General features: G+C 70.7%; 23 protein-coding genes and 1 pseudogene. 12 read left to right on the top strand and 12 right to left on the bottom strand.

Going from position 1 to position 21,767, the window contains the following annotated elements:
* Positions 1-59: 59 nt before the first annotated feature.
* Positions 60-1,820, bottom strand: coding sequence for an FAD-dependent oxidoreductase (locus ABZT17_RS12750; RefSeq protein ID WP_356347393.1), 1,761 nt, complete (start codon positions 1,818-1,820; stop codon positions 60-62).
* Between the two features lie 190 nt (positions 1,821-2,010).
* On the opposite strand from ABZT17_RS12750, the gene ABZT17_RS12745 reads away from it, so the two are divergent.
* Positions 2,011-2,469 (top strand): DUF6214 family protein, encoded by a 459-nt coding sequence (locus tag ABZT17_RS12745; protein ID WP_356347391.1) that lies wholly within the window; start codon positions 2,011-2,013, stop codon positions 2,467-2,469.
* A 66-nt stretch (positions 2,470-2,535) separates the two neighbouring features.
* Here the strand turns inward: ABZT17_RS12745 and ABZT17_RS12740 are convergent, their stop codons facing one another.
* Complete coding sequence (locus ABZT17_RS12740) at positions 2,536-3,186, bottom strand: DUF305 domain-containing protein (RefSeq protein WP_356347388.1); 651 nt, start codon at positions 3,184-3,186, stop codon at positions 2,536-2,538.
* Between the two features lie 97 nt (positions 3,187-3,283).
* On the opposite strand from ABZT17_RS12740, the gene ABZT17_RS12735 reads away from it, so the two are divergent.
* A complete protein-coding gene (locus tag ABZT17_RS12735) occupies positions 3,284-4,786 on the top strand; it encodes a hypothetical protein (protein WP_356347386.1) in 1,503 nt (500 codons plus the stop codon).
* Here ABZT17_RS12735 and ABZT17_RS12730 read toward each other — a convergent pair.
* A complete protein-coding gene (locus tag ABZT17_RS12730; RefSeq protein WP_356347383.1) occupies positions 4,774-5,469 on the bottom strand; it encodes a helix-turn-helix domain-containing protein in 696 nt (231 codons plus the stop codon). The two genes, ABZT17_RS12735 and ABZT17_RS12730, sit on opposite strands and share 13 nt — an antisense overlap.
* 265 nt (positions 5,470-5,734) lie before the next feature.
* Here ABZT17_RS12730 and ABZT17_RS12725 point away from each other — a divergent pair, with 265 nt between their 5' ends.
* Positions 5,735-5,983, top strand: a complete 249-nt coding sequence (locus tag ABZT17_RS12725) for a DUF2630 family protein (RefSeq protein ID WP_356347380.1) — start codon at positions 5,735-5,737, stop codon at positions 5,981-5,983.
* A gap of 28 nt (positions 5,984-6,011) precedes the next feature.
* Here ABZT17_RS12725 and ABZT17_RS12720 read toward each other — a convergent pair whose 3' ends face one another.
* The 4 genes from ABZT17_RS12720 to ABZT17_RS12705 form a co-directional block, all read right to left on the bottom strand.
* The gene (locus ABZT17_RS12720) at positions 6,012-6,701 is read right to left on the bottom strand and encodes an HAD-IA family hydrolase (RefSeq protein WP_356347377.1); all 690 of its coding nucleotides are present in this window, start codon (positions 6,699-6,701) and stop codon (positions 6,012-6,014) included.
* 9 nt (positions 6,702-6,710) lie between these two features.
* Entirely contained in the window at positions 6,711-7,397 is a 687-nt protein-coding gene (locus ABZT17_RS12715; RefSeq protein ID WP_356347374.1) for a phosphatase PAP2 family protein, read from the bottom strand.
* Between the two features lie 87 nt (positions 7,398-7,484).
* Positions 7,485-8,420 carry a M56 family metallopeptidase gene (locus ABZT17_RS12710; protein WP_356347372.1) on the bottom strand — a complete coding sequence of 312 codons (936 nt, stop codon included), beginning with the start codon at positions 8,418-8,420 and terminating at the stop codon, positions 7,485-7,487.
* Positions 8,421-8,510: 90 nt separating this feature from the next.
* Entirely contained in the window at positions 8,511-9,056 is a 546-nt protein-coding gene (locus tag ABZT17_RS12705; RefSeq protein WP_356347369.1) for a DUF5134 domain-containing protein, read from the bottom strand.
* Between the two features lie 270 nt (positions 9,057-9,326).
* Between ABZT17_RS12705 and ABZT17_RS12700 the strand changes: the two genes are divergently transcribed.
* Complete coding sequence (locus tag ABZT17_RS12700; protein WP_356347366.1) at positions 9,327-11,897, top strand: cellulosome protein; 2,571 nt, start codon at positions 9,327-9,329, stop codon at positions 11,895-11,897.
* Between the two features lie 8 nt (positions 11,898-11,905).
* On the opposite strand, the gene ABZT17_RS12695 is transcribed toward ABZT17_RS12700, so the two are convergent.
* Both ABZT17_RS12695 and ABZT17_RS12690 read right to left on the bottom strand, forming a co-directional pair.
* A complete protein-coding gene (locus tag ABZT17_RS12695; RefSeq protein WP_356347363.1) occupies positions 11,906-12,670 on the bottom strand; it encodes a VOC family protein in 765 nt (254 codons plus the stop codon).
* A 90-nt stretch (positions 12,671-12,760) separates the two neighbouring features.
* The gene (locus tag ABZT17_RS12690) at positions 12,761-13,153 is read right to left on the bottom strand and encodes a VOC family protein (protein WP_356347361.1); all 393 of its coding nucleotides are present in this window, start codon (positions 13,151-13,153) and stop codon (positions 12,761-12,763) included.
* A gap of 72 nt (positions 13,154-13,225) precedes the next feature.
* On the opposite strand from ABZT17_RS12690, the gene ABZT17_RS12685 reads away from it, so the two are divergent.
* Positions 13,226-13,768: a GNAT family N-acetyltransferase gene (locus ABZT17_RS12685; RefSeq protein WP_356347358.1), complete on the top strand. Its 543-nt coding sequence runs from the start codon at positions 13,226-13,228 to the stop codon at positions 13,766-13,768.
* A 3-nt stretch (positions 13,769-13,771) separates the two neighbouring features.
* On the opposite strand, the gene ABZT17_RS12680 is transcribed toward ABZT17_RS12685, so the two are convergent.
* Complete coding sequence (locus ABZT17_RS12680; protein ID WP_356347356.1) at positions 13,772-14,455, bottom strand: glycerophosphodiester phosphodiesterase family protein; 684 nt, start codon at positions 14,453-14,455, stop codon at positions 13,772-13,774.
* A gap of 385 nt (positions 14,456-14,840) precedes the next feature.
* Here ABZT17_RS12680 and ABZT17_RS12675 point away from each other — a divergent pair, with 385 nt between their 5' ends.
* The 4 genes from ABZT17_RS12675 to ABZT17_RS12660 all read left to right on the top strand — a co-directional run bounded on the left by ABZT17_RS12675 (position 14,841) and on the right by ABZT17_RS12660 (position 18,774).
* Positions 14,841-16,238, top strand: coding sequence for a DUF6421 family protein (locus ABZT17_RS12675; protein WP_356347352.1), 1,398 nt, complete (start codon positions 14,841-14,843; stop codon positions 16,236-16,238).
* Positions 16,239-16,288: 50 nt separating this feature from the next.
* Entirely contained in the window at positions 16,289-17,038 is a 750-nt protein-coding gene (locus tag ABZT17_RS12670; RefSeq protein ID WP_356347349.1) for an SDR family oxidoreductase, read from the top strand.
* The gene (locus ABZT17_RS12665; RefSeq protein ID WP_356347346.1) at positions 17,035-18,105 is read left to right on the top strand and encodes a low specificity L-threonine aldolase; all 1,071 of its coding nucleotides are present in this window, start codon (positions 17,035-17,037) and stop codon (positions 18,103-18,105) included. Before ABZT17_RS12670 ends, ABZT17_RS12665 begins: the two co-directional genes overlap by 4 nt.
* Positions 18,106-18,180: 75 nt before the next feature.
* Positions 18,181-18,774: a transglutaminase domain-containing protein gene (locus ABZT17_RS12660; RefSeq protein ID WP_356347344.1), complete on the top strand. Its 594-nt coding sequence runs from the start codon at positions 18,181-18,183 to the stop codon at positions 18,772-18,774.
* A 44-nt stretch (positions 18,775-18,818) separates the two neighbouring features.
* On the opposite strand, the gene ABZT17_RS12655 is transcribed toward ABZT17_RS12660, so the two are convergent.
* Both ABZT17_RS12655 and ABZT17_RS12650 read right to left on the bottom strand, forming a co-directional pair.
* Positions 18,819-19,547, bottom strand: coding sequence for a lysophospholipid acyltransferase family protein (locus ABZT17_RS12655; RefSeq protein WP_356347342.1), 729 nt, complete (start codon positions 19,545-19,547; stop codon positions 18,819-18,821).
* Between the two features lie 187 nt (positions 19,548-19,734).
* Positions 19,735-20,151 (bottom strand): DUF4395 domain-containing protein, encoded by a 417-nt coding sequence (locus tag ABZT17_RS12650; protein WP_356347339.1) that lies wholly within the window; start codon positions 20,149-20,151, stop codon positions 19,735-19,737.
* 75 nt (positions 20,152-20,226) lie between these two features.
* On the opposite strand from ABZT17_RS12650, the gene ABZT17_RS12645 reads away from it, so the two are divergent.
* From ABZT17_RS12645 to ABZT17_RS12635, 3 genes and pseudogenes are all read left to right on the top strand, one after another.
* The gene (locus ABZT17_RS12645; protein ID WP_356347336.1) at positions 20,227-20,640 is read left to right on the top strand and encodes a thioredoxin family protein; all 414 of its coding nucleotides are present in this window, start codon (positions 20,227-20,229) and stop codon (positions 20,638-20,640) included.
* 208 nt (positions 20,641-20,848) lie between these two features.
* Positions 20,849-21,364, top strand: a complete 516-nt coding sequence (locus ABZT17_RS12640) for a flavin reductase family protein (protein WP_356347334.1) — start codon at positions 20,849-20,851, stop codon at positions 21,362-21,364.
* Between the two features lie 218 nt (positions 21,365-21,582).
* Positions 21,583-21,767, top strand: a pseudogene (locus tag ABZT17_RS12635) (electron transfer flavoprotein subunit beta); the annotation flags it as partial.

The raw sequence follows: 21,767 nt of genomic DNA, 5'->3' as shown, positions 1-21,767 counted from the left end.
GTGTGTCCTGCCCACCGAGCGCCGTCCGACTCCGCTACGAGGCGGTCGCGCGCCCTCCGTCACGGAGCCGGTGTCCGTGCCGCCGCCAGCAGTGACTCCCAGTCCGCCAGCTTGACCACGCTTCGCCCCAGGGACGCCCCGAGCGCCGCCTCGGCCCGCTCGATGGCCTGCCAGCCCGTCCACGGCACCGGTTCGACACCGCCCGCGCGCAGCACCGCGAGCGGATCTCCGGGCAGTCGCCTAGCGGCGAGAACGGGGGCGTCCTCCAGCAGGGATGTCGCCGTCTCCTTGGCGTCCGGCCGGTTGGTGCCGATGACGCCGGTCGGTCCGCGCTTGATCCAGCCGGCCACGTACTCGCCCGCCGCGACGACGCCCTCGCGCAGCACCCGCCCGCCGAGATGCGGCACGGTTCCGCCCTCGGCGTCGAACGGCAGTCCCTCCAGCTGCACTCCGCGATAGCCCACGGACCGCAACACCAACTGCGCCTCGATCTCCTCGAATCGCCCGGTGCCGACCACACCCCCGAGCCAGTCGGGCACCGTCCGCTCGAAGCGCACGGCCCCCACGCGCCCGCCGTCGGCGAGGAGTTCGACGGGCCGCAGAAAGAAACGCAGAGCGATGCTCCGGCGCCCACCCCGCCCCATCGGACCCACCCCGCCGACCGCACCAGCACTCGCCCGCACACCGTCGTCCGCGCACGCTCCGTCGCCTGTCTGAGCCCGCGTGTCGGCGGCCATGGGAGGCCCGTCGCCTGTGTCGGCCCGCGCGCCCGTGGCCATGGGCGGCCCGTCGCCTGTTTCCGCCCCTGTACCAGTGGCCGTGCGGGATCCTCCGTCTGCCTCCGCCCACGCGCCGGCGACCGTGGGCGCTTTCCCCGCCGCCTCCGCCTCCGCCCGCGCGCCGACGGCTGTGCGCGCTCCCGCGTCCGGCTCCAGCCGCGAGCGCCCGTCCGCTTCCGTTCCTGCGCCCGCCCCCGCTCGTGCGACCGCGCCCGTTCCCGCGTCCGCCCCCGCCCCCGTGCCGCTGACCGGGCCGAGGCCGGCCTTCGTGGCTGTCTGTGTCGCGTTTGCCCAGGTTTTCAGTACCTCCACGTTGCGGCGCTGGGCCGCCGGCAGGGCGGAGGGGTCGGTGTAGGCGGGGTCCAGGGTCAACTCCGCCGGATCCACCGTCACTTCGGCGCCCGGCAGACCGTTCAGCTCGCGGAGTTCCTTCGTGGTGAAGCGGGCCTGGGACGGGCCGCGGCGGCCCACCATGTGGATGTCGCTCACCCGGCTCGCGGCCAGCGCGGTGAGCGCGGCCTGGGGCATGTCCGTCGGGGAGAGTTCCGCCGCGCCCCGGGCCAGCATCCGTGTGACGTCCACCGCGACGTTGCCCACGCCGATGACCACGGCCGAGCGGACGTCACGGACGAATCCGTCCTCACCGGCGTCCGGATGGGCGCTGTACCAGGACACGAACTGCGTCGCCGACCAGCTGCCCGGAAGTTCCTCGCCGGGGATGCCCAGATGCCGGTCGGTGGCGGCGCCCACGCAGTACACCACCGCGTGGTACAGCTCCCGCAGCCGCTCGGCGGGCACCCCGCCGGGCCCGATCTGGACGCCGCCCAGGAACCGCACCCGTTCGTGTTCCAGCACCGAACGGAGGTTGTTCTGCAGGGACTTGATCTTCTCGTGGTCCGGTGCCACGCCATACCTCACCAGACCGTACGGACACGGCAGCCGGTCCAGGACGTCGACGCGCACCTCGGGGTCGAGCTGGACAAGGCTCTGGGCGGTGTAGCACCCGCTCGGCCCGGAGCCGACGACGGCGACACGCAGCACGGCGGAACTCCTCACGACAGGAGATCGCTGACGCCCCCAGCATCGCACCGGTGCTGCTGCGCTGACAGGGTGCAGGCGCGCCACACCCGTGCGTGTCCGTTCGTATGGAATGTGATCATGCGGTTACGTTGCGTATGTGCTAGAAGCATCCTTTCTTAATCTTTCTGATCGTTGTCCGACGGACGGCACGGTGTCCGTGTGGCCCGCGTGGGAGGTTCAGGAGGACGAGAACGCCACGAAGTGGTTCACCGTCCGGCTGGCGTTCCCGGACGGCGCCCGCGTGGACGCGCTCGCCGTGGTCGGTGAGGGGTGCGTCTCCCTGGAGGACGTAAAGGCGCAGCCGGCGCTGTCCCTGGACGACCTCGCGGTGCTGGCCGACTGGATCGAGGGGCCGCTCTTCGAGGCGTGCGGACTGGAGCCGGACCCGGCGCGGGAGCGGTCCGATGCCCGGCGCGCCCGCCCGGCCTGGCCGCGCGGTATGGAAGGGCGGTGGCTCATCGCGCAGGAGTACCGCGCGGCCCAGGGCGAGGGCGTCGACCCGGTCCTCGCGGTGATGTGCGCGACCGGACACAGCCGCCGCAAGTCCCTGCGGATGATCTCGCAGGCACGGGACGCGGGCTTCCTGACTCCCAGCCACGCGCGCCGCTGATCCGCCCAGCCGCCCAGCCACGCGCGGCGCTGATCCGCCCGGTCCCACGCTCCGCGATCCGCCCGGTCACCGCTGGAGCATCGAGCGCATCCTGGTGATCTCGCTCGTCTGCTGGGCGATCACGTCGTCGGCCATCTCCTCCACCATGATGTTGTTGCCCTGCGCCTTCACCTCGGTGGCCATGGTGACGGCGCCCTCGTGGTGGGTGATCATCAGAGTGAGGAAGAGCCGGTCGAAGGCCGGACCCCGGGCCGCGCGCAGTTTCGTCAGCTGGGCCTCGGTCGCCATGCCGGGCATGGCCGCGTGGTCGTGGTCGTCGGTCCGCTCCGCCTTGCCATGGGTCTTCAACCAGCCCCGCATCGCGGTGATTTCGGGCCCCTGTGCGGCCGAGACGCGGGCCGCGAGGCGTTTGACCTGAGTCGACTCGGCCTGTTCCGGGGCGAGTCCGGTCATCTCCAGGGCCTGGGTGTGGTGGCGGATCATCATGCGGGCGTAGGCGACGTCCGCCGCGTTGGGGGAGTCGTCCTCGGCGCGCTGTTCGGCGGCGTCCGCGGCGGAGAGGGTGCGGTTCTCCTCGCCGGGCCGGCCGGGCGCGAGCACCGAACTGCCGCTGGGCGCCGATGACTTGGTGGTGGAGCCGGACTCGCAGCCCGTCACTGCCGACAGGATCAGAGCCAGCACGGCCAGGGCTCCGCATGACCGAGTGAAAACCTTCATTACGTCTTCATTGCCATCTATTGATCTGGGCATGATGAAGACGATACTTCGGGGGTGCGTGATGCGTTCCGCCACCGACGGAACAAGGGAGGAAACAGTGATCCTGTCCAGCCCGTCCCGAACCCGGCACAGACGCCTGGGAGTTGCCGCCGCAGCGGCCGGTCTCCTGGCCGCGCTGCTGACCGCGGGTCCGGCCGCCGCGACCCCCGACCCCGGGGACGCCCCGGCCACCGGCAAGGAGGTGTCCAGGAGCGCCGAGGCCCTGACGGCCGAGGCCATCGAGAGCGGCGAGATACCCGGCCAGGACGAGACGGTCCACTCCGCCAACATCGAGCCCCTGGTCAACATCCCCAAGGACGCCCTGGCCGGCACCAACTCGGACCTCGCCTTCCAGGGCCGCTACGCCTTCGCCGGCAACTACGACGGCTTCCGCATCTTCGACATCGGCAACCCCAGGGCACCGAAGACGGTCGCCCAGGTGCTGTGTCCCGGCTCGCAGAACGACATCTCCGTCTCCGGCGACCTGCTCTTCCTGTCCACCGACTCCTCGCGCAGCGACAGCAGTTGCAACAGCACCACCCAGCCCGCCACCGAGAAGTCCTCCTGGGAGGGCATGAAGGTCTTCGACATCAGCGACATCAGGAACCCCCGGTATGTCGCCGCCGTCGAGACCGCCTGCGGCTCGCACACGCACACCCTGGTCCCCGAGCGCCGTGACGTCTACGTCTACGTCTCCTCGTACTCGCCCAGCGCCACCTACCCGGACTGCCGACCCCCGCACGACGGCATCTCGGTCATCAAGGTGCCCCGCGGCCACCCCGAGAAGGCGGCGGTCGTGGGCTTCCCGGTGCTCTTCCCCGGTGAGGGCCCGGACGGCGGCGGCAACCCGGGCGCCCCCACCAACCCGGGTGTCTCCAAGACCACCGGCTGCCACGACATCACCGTGCTGCCCTCGAAGGACCTGGCGGCCGGCGCCTGCATGGGCGACGGCATCCTGCTCTCCATCAAGGATCCCGAGCACCCGAAGGTCATCGACCAGGTCCAGGACAACGTCAACTTCGCCTTCTGGCACTCCGCCACCTTCAACCAGAAGGCGAACAAGGTCGTGTTCACCGACGAGTTGGGCGGTGGCGGCGCGGCCACCTGCAACGCGGCCATCGGTCCGGACCGCGGTGCCGACGGCATCTACGACATCGTCGGCAAGGGGGACAAGCGCAAGCTGGTCTTCCGCGGCTACTACAAGATCCCGCGCCACCAGGCCGACACCGAGAACTGCGTCGCCCACAACGGCTCGCTGATCCCGGTCAAGGGCAAGGACATCATGGTCCAGGCCTGGTACCAGGGCGGTGTCTCCGTCTGGGAGTTCACCGACTCCGCGCACCCGAAGGAGATCGCCTACTTCGAGCGCGGCCCGCTGGCGACGGACACCCTCAGGGTCGGCGGCTCGTGGTCGGCGTACTACTACAACGGCCACATCTACTCGAACGACATCGCCAAGGGCCTCGACGTCCTCGAACTCACCGACCGGCGCACCGATCCGGCGAAGCGGGTCCGGCTGGACGGGCTCAACGTCCAGTCGCAGCCGGACTACTTCGACTGACCGGGACGGCCGCGCTCCGCGTCCGGAGCGTCTCCGGTCGCGAAGAACCGTGACAGGTCGGTCTCCCGAGTCCCGCCGGACGCTTCCCCAGTGTCCGGCGGGACGCCCATCTCCCAGTCGAGCCGGTAGCGTTCGAAGAGCTCGGCCCGCAGGGTCGTGATCGGCATCGGCACATTGGGCAGCACCATGGCGTAGACGGCACCCATCAGCAGCGACCGCAGCATCGGATAGTCCGTGTCGACATCGGCCGACCCGTGCCGTACGACGGTGTCCCGCAGCAGCTCGGCCAGCCGTCGCTGTTCCGGGCACTGCACGAACCCCTCCGCCTGCAGCAGCCCCGCCATGTGCTGACGCATCAGCACGGGCCGGTCCCGGGCCAGCCCCAGGATCGCGTCCACGGCTCGCGCCATCCGCTCCCGCCCGTCCTCGGTGCACGGCTCGCGCTCCAGCGCCTCCTCCAGCGTCCGGTGCATCAGCCGGTGCACCGCCGACTGCACGAGCTGCCGCTTGCCCGGGAAGTAGTACGACACCAGACCGCGTGCCGAACCCGCCCGGTCCGCGATGTCGCCGAGCGTCGTGGCCTCGTAGCCGTGCTCCCCGACCATCTCGACGGCCGCCTGCAGGAGCCGCTCCCTGGAACGTCTCCGCAACTCTTCATTGACCGAGGCGCTGCGCGGGGACATGCTGTAACTCCTGCGTTGACTGGCTGCCAGCCAACTATACTCAGGGGAGCCGGGTCGAGGTCTCCGAGGCCTGGTCAGAGCTGCCGCCTGTCTGGGGCGTCGCGGGGGAGCGTCTCAGACGGGCGGTTTCCTCGCCCCGAAGGTGTCCTCAGGCGACCATGTGTGCGCTTCCCTCCGCCGGTCCGCCCCGCTCGGGGCCCTGTCGCACCACGCCCCCGCCGTCCCTAGAGTGGTCACCGGTGTCGAGCCGAGGAGGCGTACGGACATGGAACAGGACCGGCGGATCCTGCACAGGATCACGGAGATGGTCGAGGACGAGCGCAAGCTGAGGGCGTCCCTCGCGTCCGGGGAGATCGACAACGAGACGGAACAGCAGCGGCTCGGGCAGCTGGAGCGCGAGCTCGACCAGTGCTGGGACCTGCTGCGGCAGCGGCGCGCCAAGGAGGAGTTCGGGGAGAACCCGGACGACGCGAGCGTACGGCCGTCGTCGCAGGTGGAAGGCTATATCGAGTAGCGGATCGAACAGCTGCCGGCGGCCCCGGTCAGTCGACCAGGCCCAGCACCGGACGCAGCCCGTCCGGTCGCCGGTCCACCGGCAGATGGTCCACGAAGTAGACCTGGCAGCCGAGGGCCGCCGCACCGCCGTCCGCCTCCCGGCTGTCGCCGACCATCAGCACGTCCCGGGGTTCGACCTCCAGTGCCTCGCAGGCGATGGCGAACAGCCGCCGGTCGGGCTTCTGGATGCCGTGCCGGTACGACAGCACATACGCGTCGATGAACCGGTCCAGGCCGTGCGCCTCGAAGACCGGGCGCGGATCCCAGCCGATGTTGCTGATCACACCGACGCCGAGCCCCTGTTCGCACAGCCCGCGGAGCACGTCGTCGGCATCGGGATACGGGGTCCACGCGGCCGGCGTCATATGGCGGTCGTAGAGCAGGTCGTGCAAGCCCGGGTCGGGAAGCGGCACTTGGCGGGAGAGTCCGGTATAGGCGGCCCGGTGCAGTTCCGCGCTCTCGTCGCGCACCCGCCACAGCTCGGCCAGTTCGTCCGGCACCTTGAGCGGAGCCACCCCGCCCGGCAGCGCCCCCGCCTCCTCCAGCGACTTCGCCGTCCGTGCCAACTCCGGCTCCGGCAGCACGATCCCGGCCTCCTCCAGTCCGCCGCGCAGCCACGACTCGGTGGACTGGATGCGGAAGAGGGTGCCGGAGAAGTCGAAGAGCACAGCGAGCATGGGTGGATCTTACGGTGAGGACGTGGCGGGCGGCGCCCAGCGGCGGTGCACCGACACGGCGGCCGCCACCAGCATCGCCCCCAGCAGCCAGCCGCCCACGACGTCCGAGGGCCAGTGGACGCCCAGCCACACCCGGGTCAGGCCGACGCCGATCACCGAGATCACCGCCGACCACAGTGCCGTGTGCCACAGGGCGCGGTCGGCGCTCTGGTGGACCAGCCACAGCAGGAGGCCGCAGACGACCGTCGCGGTCATGGCGTGGCCGGAGGGGAAGGCCGAGTAGTGGGCGGAGTCGACGGGGTCGGGCCAGACGGGCCGGGGCCGGTCGATCGCCGCCTTGAGGGCCTGCTGGAGCACCGAGCCCAGCGTCACCGTGACCGCCAGCCACAGCGCCGTCCACCAGGCCGAGCGGCGCCACGCCAGCCACACCACGACCACGGCGGTGATCAGACGCATCGTCCACGGGTCCCAGACCCAGTCCGTCAGGATGCGGAAGGTGTGGGTGAGGCCGGGCTCGGCCACGGCCCAGCGGTGGGTGGTGCGGGCGATGTCGCCGTCGAGGCCGATCAGGGGCTGCCACCCGACCGCGACCAGGACGAGGAGCAGGGCCGAGCCGAGCGCGAGCGCGGCGGCCGTGCGGGCGGCGGGGCGGTGGTCCGGCGGGCGGGGTGGGGAGTCGACGGGCGCGGGGTGCATGACGTGATCCTCGCCGACCGTCGGGGCGGGCGGCCATTACGGGGTGATTTCTGCGTCTCCTGGCACTCCTGCCCGGAAAACCACCGGCTACCCCAACGCCCGCAATCCCGGCACGAAGGCGATCAGTACCGGCACCACCGGCACCAGCGCGGCCGTCGCCGTGAGCCCCAGTCGACGGATCGCCGGGAGCCGGTCGGGCGGGGTGAGCAGACGGTGGACACGCTGCGGGACATGGGCCTGGGCCGTGGGGGAGGGGCCGAACACGCCCCGGTCCTCGTTGAGTTCGACCAGGGCGAGCGCGGTGGTCAGCCGGCCGTGGCGGCGCGAGGCCATGTCGTCGGCGGCCAGCTCCACCAGCCGGTGCATCTCGTCGCGGAACGCCGCGAACACCGGCACCTGCGGAAAGCCGCCTGCCAGCGCCGCCGAGCAGTGCAGCAGCCAGTCGTGCCGGGCCTGCGCGTGCCCCTGCTCGTGCGCGAGGACGGCGTCCAGCTGCCGTCCCTTCAGCCGGCGCAACGCGGCCGTGGTGACCACGAGCTGGGGCGCCGCGCCGGGGAGCCACCAGGCCTCGGCCCGTTCGCCCTCCAGCACGACCAACTGTCCGCCGGCCGGCTCCTCCCCGGGCAACAACGGTGCCCGGACGAGGAGTTCGGCCCGGGTCCGGCGACGCCGGGCCCGCGCCCGTACGACTTCGCGGACCAGCATCGCCCCGCTCCACAGCCCGGCACCCGCGAGCACCACCGCGGTCACCGCCGCCCAGGGACCGGCGGGCCGCGGCGCGTACGCGTCGACGACCCCGTGCGGCGCCGTGGCGAACACATGGCCCCGCACCGCCTGCCAGGCGGCCGCCGCGCTCAGTGTCATCGACAGCGCGCAGCACACCAGGACGGCCGCCACCGCGCACTGCCACACCCACAGCGCGACCACCGGCTCCCGGTCCGGCCAGTCGGCCCGGGCGAGCAGCCGGGGAGCGACCACGGCGGCCAGCGCGCCGAGCAGCAACAGTGCCGCGGGGACCATCATGGCGATCACCCTATGAGCGGCCCGCCCTCCACGGCACCGGCTGCCACGGCAAAGTGACGCAGGCAACGGTTGCGCGCCACCCCCACGGGGTCAGAGCGTGATCAGCATCGCCACCATCGCGATCCCCATGGACAGCCGGCACGCCCGCGCCAACTCCGGCCGGTCGCCCCACCCCACGGCGCCCCCGCCGCCCGCGGCGGCGGGTATCAGCCGTACGCCGGACAGCAGCACATAGCCCGTGAAGTACAGCAACAGCATCCCTGTCACCGGCGGGAGTCCGGACGAACTCCCGTGTCCGGCGTGGTGTCCGGGCGAGGCGGCCATCGCGAGCGCCATGTAGACCATGGCCGAGGCGCCGACCAGATGGTGGAGATGGTGCGCGTCGGTCCTGGCCGACCACAGGGCGCGCAGCGCGGCGGCGCCGAACACCGTGGCGTACAGCGGCCAGGCCCACGGGGGCGGGCTGAACACCGCCGCCGGTACGGCCATCGCCGCCATCCCGAACCCCATCAGCGCCTCGCCGCCCGCGGCCCGGCGCTGCTCCTCGACGGTGCTGCGCATCCGCAGCAGACAGTAGGCCCCGGTCGCCGCACACAGCGCGACCAGCAGCCAGCCGGGCGAAGCCGGTCCGTGCACGCGCACCTCCCCGCTCGACAGGTCTCGACAGTCCGTCGATGCCCGGACCACGCGGCGCGCACGCGAGCGCAAGGATGTACACGGGGAGCATTCGAGGGAGCACGGCGGGTGAGCGGGGCCGGAGGGGGCTTCCGCGGGCCTGAATGGCGCCTCTCGGAAGTCGCCGATGGCCGGGCGCCCGTTGACGCGGCCCCCCGGCGCTCCTTAGGTTCGACCAGGCCGGTTCGGATCATCGGCCAATGTACGACATACCGAACGAAAGAGGTGCCCGTGAAGGCCGAGACGCTCACCGTCGACCTGGGTACGGAAACCGGCCCCTTCCACGGCGGCGCCAGCGGCACCCTCTACGGCGTCTACGGCGACGGCGTACCCAGCCGTGCCGTCGTCGAGGGCATGTACGTCCGCACGGTCACCACCAAGGCCCAGGACGGCGTCCAGCACCCCGGCGCCGACGCCCTGGAGATCCTGCCGTCCTTCGTCGCGGCGGGCGGCAAGGACGTGTACATCTACTTTCCCGACCTGCACCGCGGCTTCCCCTACGAATGGCCGGGCGCCACCGGCGAGGAGAAGCTCGCCACCTATCTGGAGCGTCTCGGCCGCCAGGTCGAGCAGGTGCGGACGCTGGGCGCGCTCAAGTCCCATGTGGTGTACGTCCCGTTCAACGAACCCGAGGGCAACATGTTCGGGACGGGTGAGTGGAGCTACGACGGTGTCTCCTGGCACACCGAACCCGGCCCGTTCTTCGCCGCCTGGAGGGCCGCCCACCACCTGATCCGGGAGATCGACCCCGGTGCCCGCATCGCCGGACCCAACACCTGCGTCCTCTACCCCGAGGTGCGCGGCTTCCTGGAGTACGCCAAGGAGCACGACGTCCTGCCCGACGTGATCACCTGGCACGAGCTGTCGTCACCGGACGAGGTGCGGACCAACGTCGCCAAGTACCGTGCGATGGAGGCGGAGTTGGGCATCGGACCGCTCCCCGTCAACCTGAACGAGTACGCCCACAACTACCACCTCTCCGTCCCCGGGCAGATGATCCAGTGGATCGCCGCCATCGAGGAGTCCAAGGTCGACGCGGACATGGCGTACTGGAACATCGCCGGCAACCTCAACGACTCGGCCGTGGAGGCGAACAAGGGCAACGGCCAGTGGTGGCTGTTCAACGCCTACGGCCAGCTGTCCGGCACCACCGTCCGGGTCACCGCCCCGCACCCCAACGCGCAGTACACGCTCCAGGGCGTCGCCACGCTCGACCGCGAGAAGCGGCAGGCGCGGGTGCTGTTCGGCGGCGCGGGCGGTTCGGCGGACCTGGTCTTCGAGGGCGTGCAGCCGCAGGTCTTCGGCACGCGGGTGCATCTGCGACTGCGGGAGATCCCCTGGACCGGCCAACTGGGCTCCTCCGCCGAGCCGTTGCGGCTGCGGGACATCGAACTTCCGGTCGTGGACGGCCGGGTGGTCCTGCCGCTGACCGACCTCGACGAGATGTCCGCCTACCAGCTGCTCCTCGCACCCGGCGGCAACGGCGCCACATGCCTCCCGCCGTCGGTGAGTTGGCGTGCCACCTACGAAGCCGAGGACGCGACGTACACCGGCACCGGCTACTCGAAGAACGGCCCCGAGGGCTCCCCGTCCGCCGTCGACAGGTTCGCCACCTCCGGCGGCTATCACGTGGGCGGGCTGCGCACCGGCTCCGACGGCGTCCTCGCCTTCGACGTCGAGGTCCCGCAGGACGGGACGTACGACATCCGGATCTTCGCCAACTCCCACAACCAGGCCGACCTGGTACGGGAGTCGGGCCCCACCAACGTCTTCCTGCGCATCGACGGCGAGGACGCCCGCGAACTGCTGCTGCCGCTCGGCTACAAGTGGGCCGTGTGGGGCCACACCGACGTCCGGGCGGCGCTCACCGCGGGCCCGCACCGGATCACTCTCGCCGCCCAGGGCCCCGACCTCGGCGTGACCAAGGGCGACGCCGTCATCGACAAGCTGGACCTCGCCCTGCGCGACGACCGCCGACCCGACCTGTACGACGCCGAGTTCGCGGCCCTGGCCGGGGGAGCGCGGCCCGACTACGGCACCCCCGGCGCCTCCGGCCCCGGCACCGCCGTCCTGCCGCGCGGCGCCACCGCCACCTTCTGGGTGCACGCGGACCGGGACGGGGAGGCGACGGTGACCGTCGACCTGCTCGGCCCCGGGGAAGGCCTGCTCACGGTCAACGGCGAGCAGACAGGGCCGGTGGAACGCGGCCCCGTCCCGCTCTTCCTGGCCGGCGGCATCAACAAGGTGACCGTGACCGGGAGTTCGCCCCGCCTGGTGCTGGACCGGCTGGCCGTCGGCCCGTCCCGCGGACTGCTGCCGACATCGGTCACGCCCGCCGAGCAGGGCACCACGACCGGTACGGCCAAGGTGACCGGACACCCGTACGCCACCGGCGGCAAGGCGGTCGACGGCATCGGTCGCGGCCCCGCCAACACCCTCACCCTCACGGTGACGGCGCGGCGCGCCGGACGGCACGCGCTGACGATCCGCTACTCCAACGGCGAACAGGCCCCCTCCACCCACTACAACCCGGACCCCCTCTGCCGGCACGCCGACATCTCCGTCAACGGGGCGGCCCCGCGGCGCGTCCTGTTCCCGACCACCTTCCACTTCGGCAACTTCTGGGACCTCTCCGTCCCCGTCACCCTCGACGAGGGCACCAACACGGTCACCTTCAGCGCCGACGAACTGCCCGACTTCGACGGCGCCACCCGCAACCCGTACGGCCAGCGCTCGGCGTACGCCCCGGTCGTCGACCGGGTCACGGTGACACCGCTGACCGCGCCGGCACAGGATTCCTGAGGAGCGGGTCAGCCCTCCTGCCCCGCCGCGTACACCCCGAACACCGCCCCCCGCGGGTCCCGCAGCACGGCGATACGCGGCCCGTCCGGCACGGACGTCGCCTCCATGAGGACCGTGCCGGACGCCTCGGCCGCCCGGGCCGCGGACGCGTCCACGTCCGCCACCGCGAAGTACGGCAGCCAGTGCGGCGGCACCTCGTGCGGGAACTTCTCGTCCATCCGCACCATGCCGCCGAAGTCGGCGCCGTCGATGCCCCACCGCGTGTAGTGGGCCGAGGAGGCGACGCTCCAGCCGAAGACCGTCGTGTAGAACTCGACGGCCCGTTCCGGGGCCCGGGTCAGCAGCTCCACCCAGCCCAGGGAGCCGGGCGCGTTGAAGACGCCGGCGCCCGGGAAGGCCCGGGCCTGCCAGAGCTGGAAGACCGCGCCGGCCGGATCGACCGCCACCGCGAAACGGCCCACGTCGAACACGTCCATCGGCCCCAGCAGCACCGTCCCGCCGGCCGCCGTCAGCTCCCGCGCGGCCGTGTCCGCGTCGGCGACCGCGAACGACACGTTCCACGCCACGGGCTGTGTCTCCTGGTACAGCGGCGCCAGCGCGGCGACCGCCGCGTCACCGAGGTGCGCGACCGTGTACCCGCCCGCCTCCTGGCGTGGGTCCGTCTCGGCACGCCAGCCGAACAGCTCTCCGTAGAACCCCTTGGCACCTTCGAGGTCGTCGGTCCCCAGCTCGGTCCAGCAGGGTCCGCCGAGGACGGGCTTGTCGAGCTTCATGGCGCTCCTCCAGGACAGAGCCGAGGCAGCCCCCTCCAGCACGCTAAGCCCGGGCCGGGGCCCCGGCCATCCGGCGGAGCCCCGCGCCGGTCAGATCCCCGGGCGGTACCGGATCGGATGGTCCGCCGGCACCTCCACCAGCACGATCCGCGTCTCGTCCGGATCTGCGATCCACATCTCGATCAGACCCCAGGGCTCCTTCACCGGTGGGCGCGCGATCTCGACCCCGGCCCCGCGCAGCTCCTCGTGCGCCGCCGCCACGTCCTCGACCTGGAGCCACAGCCGCACCTCCGGGGACGCGGCCGTCTCGGAGCGGCCCGAGAGCTCCAGGAAGCCGCCGCCGAGGAAGTAGACGGTGCCGCGCTCGGGGCCCGTGCCGAACTCGCGGTGGACAGCGAGGCCCAGCTGCTCACCGTAGAAGCGCCTCGACCTGTCGGGATCGGAGGGGCGGAGCAGGATTCGGCCGCTGAGAACGTGCACCATGCACCCGGAGCCTAGTGCCGGCGATACTCTCAACGGTGCCCGCGCCGCGCCAGAGATCGGAGAGCCACACCCATGGACACCGCCGCCACCGCAGGACTGACCTTCCGCGACGCCACCGACGCGGACGTGGACGCCCTGGTCGCGCTCATCGAGTCGGCGTACCGCGGGGACTCCAGCCGGACCGGGTGGACCACCGAGGCGGACATCCTGGAGGGGCAGCGCACGGACCCCGAGGGTGTGCTCGCCGTCATCAAGTCTCCGGACGCCCGGCTGCTGACGGTCGAGCGGGAGGGCCGCGTGGTCGCCTGCTGCCAGCTGGAACACCGGGGCACCCACGCCTACTTCGGGATGTTCGCCGTGAGCCCCGCGCTCCAGGGCGGCGGCCTCGGCAAGGTGATCATCGCGGAGGCGGAGCGCATGGCGCGCGAGGCCTGGGGCGTCGACGAGATGCACATGACCGTGATCTCCGTACGCGACGACCTCATCGCCTGGTACGAGCGCCGCGGCTACCGCCGTACGGGGAGGATGACCCCCTTCCCGTACGGCGACGAGCGCTTCGGCATCCCGCAGCGCGACGACCTGCAGTTCGAGCTGCTGGTCAAGGAGCTCGGCTGATCGTCACGCCGTGAAGCGGGCGGTGCGCTTGATCTCCGGGTAGTCGGTGGTCGCGCCGTCCAGCTGCAGGGACCGTACGAGCCGCAGATGGTCCTGGGTGTTCACCACCCAGCCGATGACCCGCAGATCGGCCTTGCGGGCCTGTTCGACGATCTCCAGGGTGAGACGGCGGATGTTGAGGCACAGCGTCCTGGCCCCGGCGTCGACCGCGCGCTCGACGATGTCGGTGCCGTACCGGCTGCCGATCAGTGCGGTGCGTACGCCGGGCACCAGACGGCCGATCTCGGCGACCGCCTCGTCGTGGAACGAGGACACCTCCACCCGGGAGACGAGGTCGCGCCCGAGCATCACCTCGGCCAGCGCCCGCGCCGCCTGTACGTCCTTGATCTCGGCCTGCAGCGGTGTCCTCACCGCCTCCAGGACCTCCTCGAAGACCGGCACCCGCTCCCCGCGGCCCGCGTCCAGGGCGCGCAGTTCGGCGAGGGTCTTCTCGGCGATCGGGCCGGTTCCGTCGGTCGTGCGGTCCACGTCCGTGTCGTGCATGACGACGAGGGCGCCGTCCTTGCTCAGATGCAGATCGAGTTCGATGACATCGAGGCCGGCCTGCTGGGCGGCGACGAAGGAACGGAGGGTGTTCTCGGGTTCGGTACCCATGACTCCGCGATGACCGATGGTAAGGAAGTTCAAGATTCAACTCGCTTCCGTCGACGGCGGCTCGGAGCGCGCGCGGACCGGAGCGGACGGTTCGCGCGGGCAGAGCCGCAGCCTAACGGCCCCGCCCTGCGATGAACCCGTGCGTACACGGGGCATCGGCGTGGCGTGTGGGGCGTGTCCGGCACATGGCGCCCGGAGCGCTCACCCGGGCGTGGGCGAGTCCTGGGGACATTGACCGATGGCTGGTACCCGACGGAGGCGCATGTATACCCGGAGTGGCGGCCTCCATGGTTTCTGGCAGGAAAAAATTCGGTGTCGATGCGAGGGGGCAGGATAATTTCCCGAGGCCGGTCTTGCTGGGAGAAAGCTTGTATGTATACGGTCTCCTTACGCGAGGTTCTCCCGTGGAGGATGGGACATGACGGAAATTCTTGTGCAGGCGGCATCGGGGGAGCAGGTTCCTCCCGCGACCAGGGTGGTCGAGCACCCGGCGTGGCCGGTGCTCAAGGATGCGGTGGAACGGATCCGGCCATGGCAGTCCAAGGACGGGTCGATCGACTTCTCGGTCGAGGGTGCGCCCGGGCGCGCCGAGGCCGAGGCCGCCGTACGGCGTGTCATGGACGCCGTCGAGGAGCTCTCCCCGCTGCTCCCGCACGACCGGGCCTACCACGAGGCCCTGGCCAAGGACCTGGACCGCTGGATCGTCGACGGCTTCAAGGTGCCCGACTTCCTGGACTCGCTGCTGGCCTTCCAGCCGGCCGCGGGCCGCGCGGACGGCCTCCAGCACCTGGTCGTCTTCCCGATGTACACACAGAACGGCAACCCCGACCGCAACTTCGAGGCGGTCGTGCTGCGCATGGTCTGGCCCGACTGGCTGGCCGAGCTGGAGCGCACCCGCTACGACAACCCGCTGTTCTGCGGCATCACGTTCGAGGACTTCACCAGCGGCTACGACACCAACTCCGCGGTCCTCTTCCCGGAGACCATCGCGGTGCGCGAGGCGCCGGAACGATTCTCCTGGGGCGGTATCTTCTGCGACCGCGAGGCCGCCCGCTTCCGCCGGGTCACCGACGCGGCCGTCGACATCCTGGGCCTCGACCTGCCCGAGGACATCGCCGCGATGGTCCACGACCAGAAGCGCTGCGAGGAGGCCTTCGTCCTGTGGGACATGGTCCACGACCGCACCCACAGCCATGGCGACCTGCCCTTCGACCCGTTCATGATCAAGCAGCGCCAGCCGTTCTGGATGTACGGCCTGGAGGAGCTGCGCTGCGACCTGACCGCCTTCAAGGAGGCCGTGAAGCTGGAGGCCGACGGCGTCCCGCAGGCCCGTGACGTGCAGTACGCGGTCCTGTTCGACCGGATGTTCCGCTTCCCGGTCACCGGTGAGCGGGTGCGCAACTACGACGGTCTCGGCGGTCAGCTGCTCTTCGCCTACCTGCACAAGCACGACGTGGTCCGCTGGACCGACAACAAGCTGCACATCGACTGGCAGCGGGCCCCGCAGGTGACCAACCAGCTGTGCGCCGAGATCGAGGACCTCTACCGGGCGGGCATCGACCGGCCCAAGCTGGTCCACTGGTTCGCCGCGTACGACCTGGTCTCGCGCTACCTCGCCCCGCACCCGGGCTCCCGCTGGGCCAAGGGTCCCGACGCCCTTGACCTGAGCCAGCCGCCGCGGAAACTCGTCGATGACGTGCTTCCGGACGAGTTTCCGCTGAGCATGTTCTATGAGGCCCTCTCCAAGAAGCTCAAGGGCGTGATCGCCGCGACCCGTGGCATCACCCGGGAGAGCGCCGAGCAGGTCGCCGCGTGAACGACCGCGGCACCGAGAACACTGCTCAGCAAGCTCAGGAGGCGAAGAACATGGCGGGGAACGGAGCTCTCAGCGGTGCGGTGATCGCGGTGGCCGGCGCGGGCGGACCCGCCGGGCGGGCGGCGCTGCTGCGACTGGCGGAGGCCGGCGCGACCGTCGTCGGCGCGGACAACGACCCCGAGCGGCTCGCGGAGGCCGTGGACGCCGCGCGTTACGCCTCGGGCGGCGCCACCGTCACCGGGGAGCCCGTCGATCTGCTGGACCTGGATTCCACCCGGGACTGGGCCACCCACATCGAGAAGGACTTCGGCCGTGTCGACGGCCTGGTCCACCTCGTCGGCGGCTGGCGCGGCAGCGAGACCTTCATCAAGACCAGCCTGGACGACTGGGACTTCCTGGAGCTGCTGCTGATCCGCACGGTCCAGCACACCTCGCTGGCCTTCTTCGACGGGCTCCAGCGCAGCGACCGCGGCCGGTACGTCCTGATCAGCGCGGCCGGCGCCACGAACCCCACCGCGGGAAACGCCTCGTACGCCGCCGCCAAGGCCGCCGCCGAGGCCTGGACGCTCGCGCTGGCAGACGCCTTCCGCAAGGCGGGGGGCGCCGAAGGGCCGACCTCCGCGGCTGCGATCCTGGTGGTGAAGGCATTGGTGCACGAGGCGATGCGCGCCGAGCGCCCCAACGCGAAGTTCGCGGGCTTCACCGACGTCGAGGACCTCGCGGAGGCCATCGCCGACGTCTGGAGCAAGCCCGCCGCCGAAGTGAACGGAAAGCGTCTGTGGCTGACCGAGAAGCCGTGAACCCCCCGAAGACCGACGCCCGGCGCCACCACGACCCGGACATCCGCGGCTTCGCCAGCGACAACTACGCGGGGGCGCACCCGGAGGTGCTCGCCGCCCTGGCCCTGGCCAACGGCGGGCACCAGGTCGCGTACGGCGAGGACGAGTACACGGACAACCTCCAGCGGATCATCCGCAGCCACTTCGGCTCCACGGCGGAGGCGTTCCCGGTCTTCAACGGCACCGGTGCCAACGTCGTCGCGCTCCAGGCGGTCACCGACCGCTGGGGCGCGGTGATCTGCGCCGAGAGCGCGCACATCAACGTCGACGAGGGCGGCGCGCCCGAGCGCATGGGGGGCCTGAAACTCCTCACGGTCCCGACCCCCGACGGCAAGCTCACACCCGACCTGATCGACCGGCAGGCGTACGGCTGGGACGACGAGCACCGGGCGATGCCGCAGGTCGTCTCGATCACCCAGAGCACGGAACTCGGCACGCTCTACACGCCGGACGAGATCCGCGCGATCTGCGAGCACGCGCACGCGCACGGCATGAAGGTCCACCTGGACGGCTCCCGCATAGCCAACGCGGCCGCGTCCTTGGACGTCCCGATGCGGACGTTCACCAACGCGGTCGGCGTCGACATCCTCTCCCTCGGCGGGACGAAGAACGGCGCGCTGTTCGGCGAGGCGGTCGTCGTGATCGACCAGGACGCCGTCAGCCATATGAAGCATCTGCGCAAGCTGTCGATGCAGCTCGCCTCCAAGATGCGCTTCGTCTCGGTGCAGTTGGAGGCGCTGCTGGCGAAGGACCTGTGGCTGCGCAACGCCCGCCACGCGAACGAGATGGCCCAGCGCCTGGCCGAGGGGGTCCGCGCGGTGCACGGCGTGGAGATTCTCCACCCCGTCCAGGCCAACGGTGTCTTCGCCAGGCTCCCGCACGACGTGAGCGAACGCCTGCAGAAGCGGTTCCGGTTCTACTTCTGGGACGAGGCCGCGGGTGTCGTGCGCTGGATGTGCGCCTTCGACACGACCGAGGAGGACGTGGACGCGTTCGTGGCGGCGCTGAAGGAGGAGATGGCGCGCTGACGCGTCATGCATAGATATGCGGTCACCTGTAAAGTCATTGACCGACGGGTGATCGCTTTTCTATGCTCTGCGGGCATGGAGCTCATCCAGAACACCCCTGACCTGTCCGCTTATCTGGCCGCTGACGAGGCCGTGGACCACCATCACGAGCTGGTGCGCGAGACGGCCGCACACCTGGCCAAGGATGCCGAAGACTCGTATGCCTATGCGCGCCTGGCCTTTGAGTTCGTACGGGACGCCATCCCGCACTCCCAGGACTCGGGCGACCCGCGTGTCACCTGGCGCGCCTCCGACGTCCTCGGACGGGGCACCGGCATCTGCCACGCCAAGGCCCACGCCCTCGCGGCCCTGCTGCGCGCCGAGGACATCCCCACGGCCCTGTGCTACCAACGGCTCGCCCACGACGACGGCGGGGGCCACGCCGTCCACGGTCTGGTCGCCGTCCGCTTCAACGGCGCCTGGCACCGTCAGGACCCACGCGGCAACAAGCCGGGCGTGAACGCCCAGTTCTCCCTGGACGGCGAGCGACTGGCCTGGATCCCCGACCGGGAGTCCGGCGAGAGGGACTACCCGGCCCTGTACGCCAAGCCCCATCCAGCCGTCCTCGACGCCCTGAAGTCGGCTCCGGACCGAAGCGGCTTGTGGGAGAGGCTGCCCGACGCGCTGTGAAGGGGTTCATCCCAACCGGGCGGAATCCGCCGCCCGTTCCCGCTTCAGCGGGAGTCCGCTGCCTTGACCTCTTCCGGAGTCGGTGCCGTCCCGCCCAGATGTGCCGGCATCCACCAGGTGTCGTCGGCGTCCTTCGGGCGGACCGGGTAGGCGCGCTGGGCGGCTTCCAGGAGTTCCTGGACTCGTTCGCGCAGGCGGCGGGTGATGGCGCCCGCGTACTGGTCCTGGGGTGCTTCGACCGGCTCGCCGACGCGGATCGTGATCGGGGTGTGGCTGCGCTTGAAGTTGCGGGGGTGGCCCTTGGTCCAGAGGCGCTGGGTGCCCCACAGGGCCATCGGGATCAGTGGCACCCCGGCCTCCTGGGCCATGCGCGCGGCACCCGACTTGAAGCTCTTCAGCGTGAACGACTGCGAGATCGTGGCCTCGGGGAAGACGCCCACGATCTCACCCGAACGCAGCGAGTCCAGTGCGTGCTGGTACGCCGCCTCGCCGTTCTTGCGGTCCACCGGAATGTGCTTCATTCCGCGCATCAGGGGGCCGGAGATCCTGTGCCGGAACACCGACTCCTTCGCCATGAAACGAACGAGACGTTTCTGCGGAAGGGCCGCCAGGCCGTCGAAGACGAAGTCCAGGTAGCTGATGTGATTGCTCACCAGCACGGCGCCGCCCGAGCGCGGAATGTTCTCCGATCCCTTGCAGTCGATCTTGAGGTCCCACACCTTGAACAACGTTTGGGCGAGACCGACGACGGGACGGTAGACAAGCTCAGCCATGGACGGGGTGGACCCTTCTCTCTGCCTGGGAACGGGTCTCCTGGCGGGAAGTTACGCAGCCGTAGGTTTACGGCATCTCGCAGATCGTGCCCGAAGAACGGCCGGGGAGCCAGTCCGAGTTCCTGTGAACGGCGGAGATCCTCGTCACGTAGGCGGCGTTGATCCACCTCGTGCTTTTAATCGGTCTTTACTCGGTGCGCACCGTCACCCGCCGCATCAGCAGATACATCTCGCAGCCCAGGCAGTACCCGAACGTGGCATTGAGGAACGCCGCCGCGAGCGCCAGCCCGGTCGCGGCGAGGCCGAGCACATCAGGTCCGAGTGTGAAACCGACGAGACCCACCCCGGCGAAGACGAGCCCCACCGCCTGCGCGAACCGCGGCGGCTGAGGCGACTCGAACTCGGTCGGCGGGCCGATCCGGGGCCGTACGATCTTCCGGAACAGCCAGCCGTACGGCGACCGGCCCACCCCGCCCGCCGCGCCCAGTGCGAACGCCAGCGTCTGCCAGGCCAGCAGCCAGGCACTGCCGGTGATCAGTACCAGGGCCAGCACCAGGGTCGTCACGGCCGCCCCGAAGCGCGGGCCCCTCACATCGATGTCCATGAATCAAGCATTCCGCAGCGGAAACGATTCAGGACATCGGGAATCTTTGCAGTCTTGTGAACGCTGGAGCAGTGGATGACCGGACTTGTGGTGTGCGTGGTGGTGCTCGCGGCGGCGAGCGCCTACGGAGTGCTTCACCGGCGGCGGAACGGGAGGGTACGCGTGCGTGGGCGCGACGACGGAAAGCGGCTCGGCGTGGCCGAGTTGGGCGAGGAGCTGGGCGAGCGCGCCACCCTCGTGCAGTTCTCCAGCGCCTTCTGCGCGCCCTGCCGGGCCACCCGCAGAATCCTCGGCGAGGTCGCCGGCCTGGTCCCCGGTGTGACCCACGTCGAGATCGACGCCGAGGACCGCCTGGAACTCGTACGGGAGCTCGACATCCTCAAGACCCCCACCGTGCTGGTCCTGGACGCCGACGGCCGGGTCGTCCGGCGCGCCACCGGCCAGCCGCGCAAGGCCGATGTCATCGCCGCCCTGGGAGAGGCGGTTTGACGGCTGTGAGCCTGACGGTGAGGCATCTCCCATATGTCGGAACGTACTTGACTGGGCGCACCACCTATCGTCAGCCTGACCGTATGCCACGGGAACTCCTTCTGTACGGGCGGCCGCACGTCGACCTGGCCCGTAACGCGAGCGCGCGCTGTCCGAGCTGTTGAGCAGCCACGACTCCGCTCGCCCCTCCTCGCAGAAGGACAATTCCATGACGGCCACGCCCGACCTCGGCACCCGTTCCCCTCAGCTCGCCTCGCCCGACCTCCTCCGCTCCGTGTTCCGCCGGCATGCCGCGGGAGTCGCCGTGATCACCGCGCGGGGTGACGCCGGCCCGGTCGGCTTCACCGCCACCTCCCTCACCTCCGTCTCCGCCGAGCCCCCGCTCCTCTCCTTCGGCATCAGCCTCGGAGCCTCCAGCTGGCCCGCGATATCGGAGACCGAGCACATCGGCGTCCATCTCCTCGGCGACCACCAGCAGGAGCTGGCCGCGACCTTCGCCAGGAGCGGCGCCGACCGCTTCGGCTCGCCCACCGCCTGGTCCGAGGGGCCCGAGGGGGTCCCCGTCCTCGACGACGTCCTCGCCTGGCTGGTGTGCCGGATCGTCGGGCGGGTGCCCGCCGGGGACCATCGCATCGTCTTGGCCGAGGTCGTCCTCGGCGACCCCTCCGGCCCCGGCAGCCCGCTCCTCTACCACCAGGGCCGGTTCAACGGTCTGCGTGACTGATCGTCCACGGCTCGCCCTGCGAAGCGGTCGAGTTCCGATTACGCTGCGTTGCAAAGGTCACAGTTCAAAGCGCTTGCTTAGCGGGAACCCACTGGGTGTACTGGTGAGTAATATTTCGCTCGGAGCGCGGGCCGCCCCGATCGGGATCGGCCGCTTGAGGCGCCTATGCTGCCTGAAGGTAGGCAGCACCGAAATGACGATGCAGTAGGAGAGCCGGCGTGAGCTTGAGGATCGTTGTCACTGTGAAGTACGTGCCCGACGCCACTGGCGACCGGCACTTCGCCGATGACCTGACCGTCGACCGGGACGACGTGGACGGTCTGCTCTCCGAGCTGGACGAGTACGCGGTCGAGCAGGCGCTGCAGATCTCCGAGAACTCCGACGACGACGTGGAGGTCACCGT

This window comes from Streptomyces sp. NPDC005648, from assembly GCF_040605395.1.
GTDB lineage: Bacteria > Actinomycetota > Actinomycetes > Streptomycetales > Streptomycetaceae > Streptomyces.
This window is presented reverse-complemented; position numbering and strand designations above follow the sequence as displayed.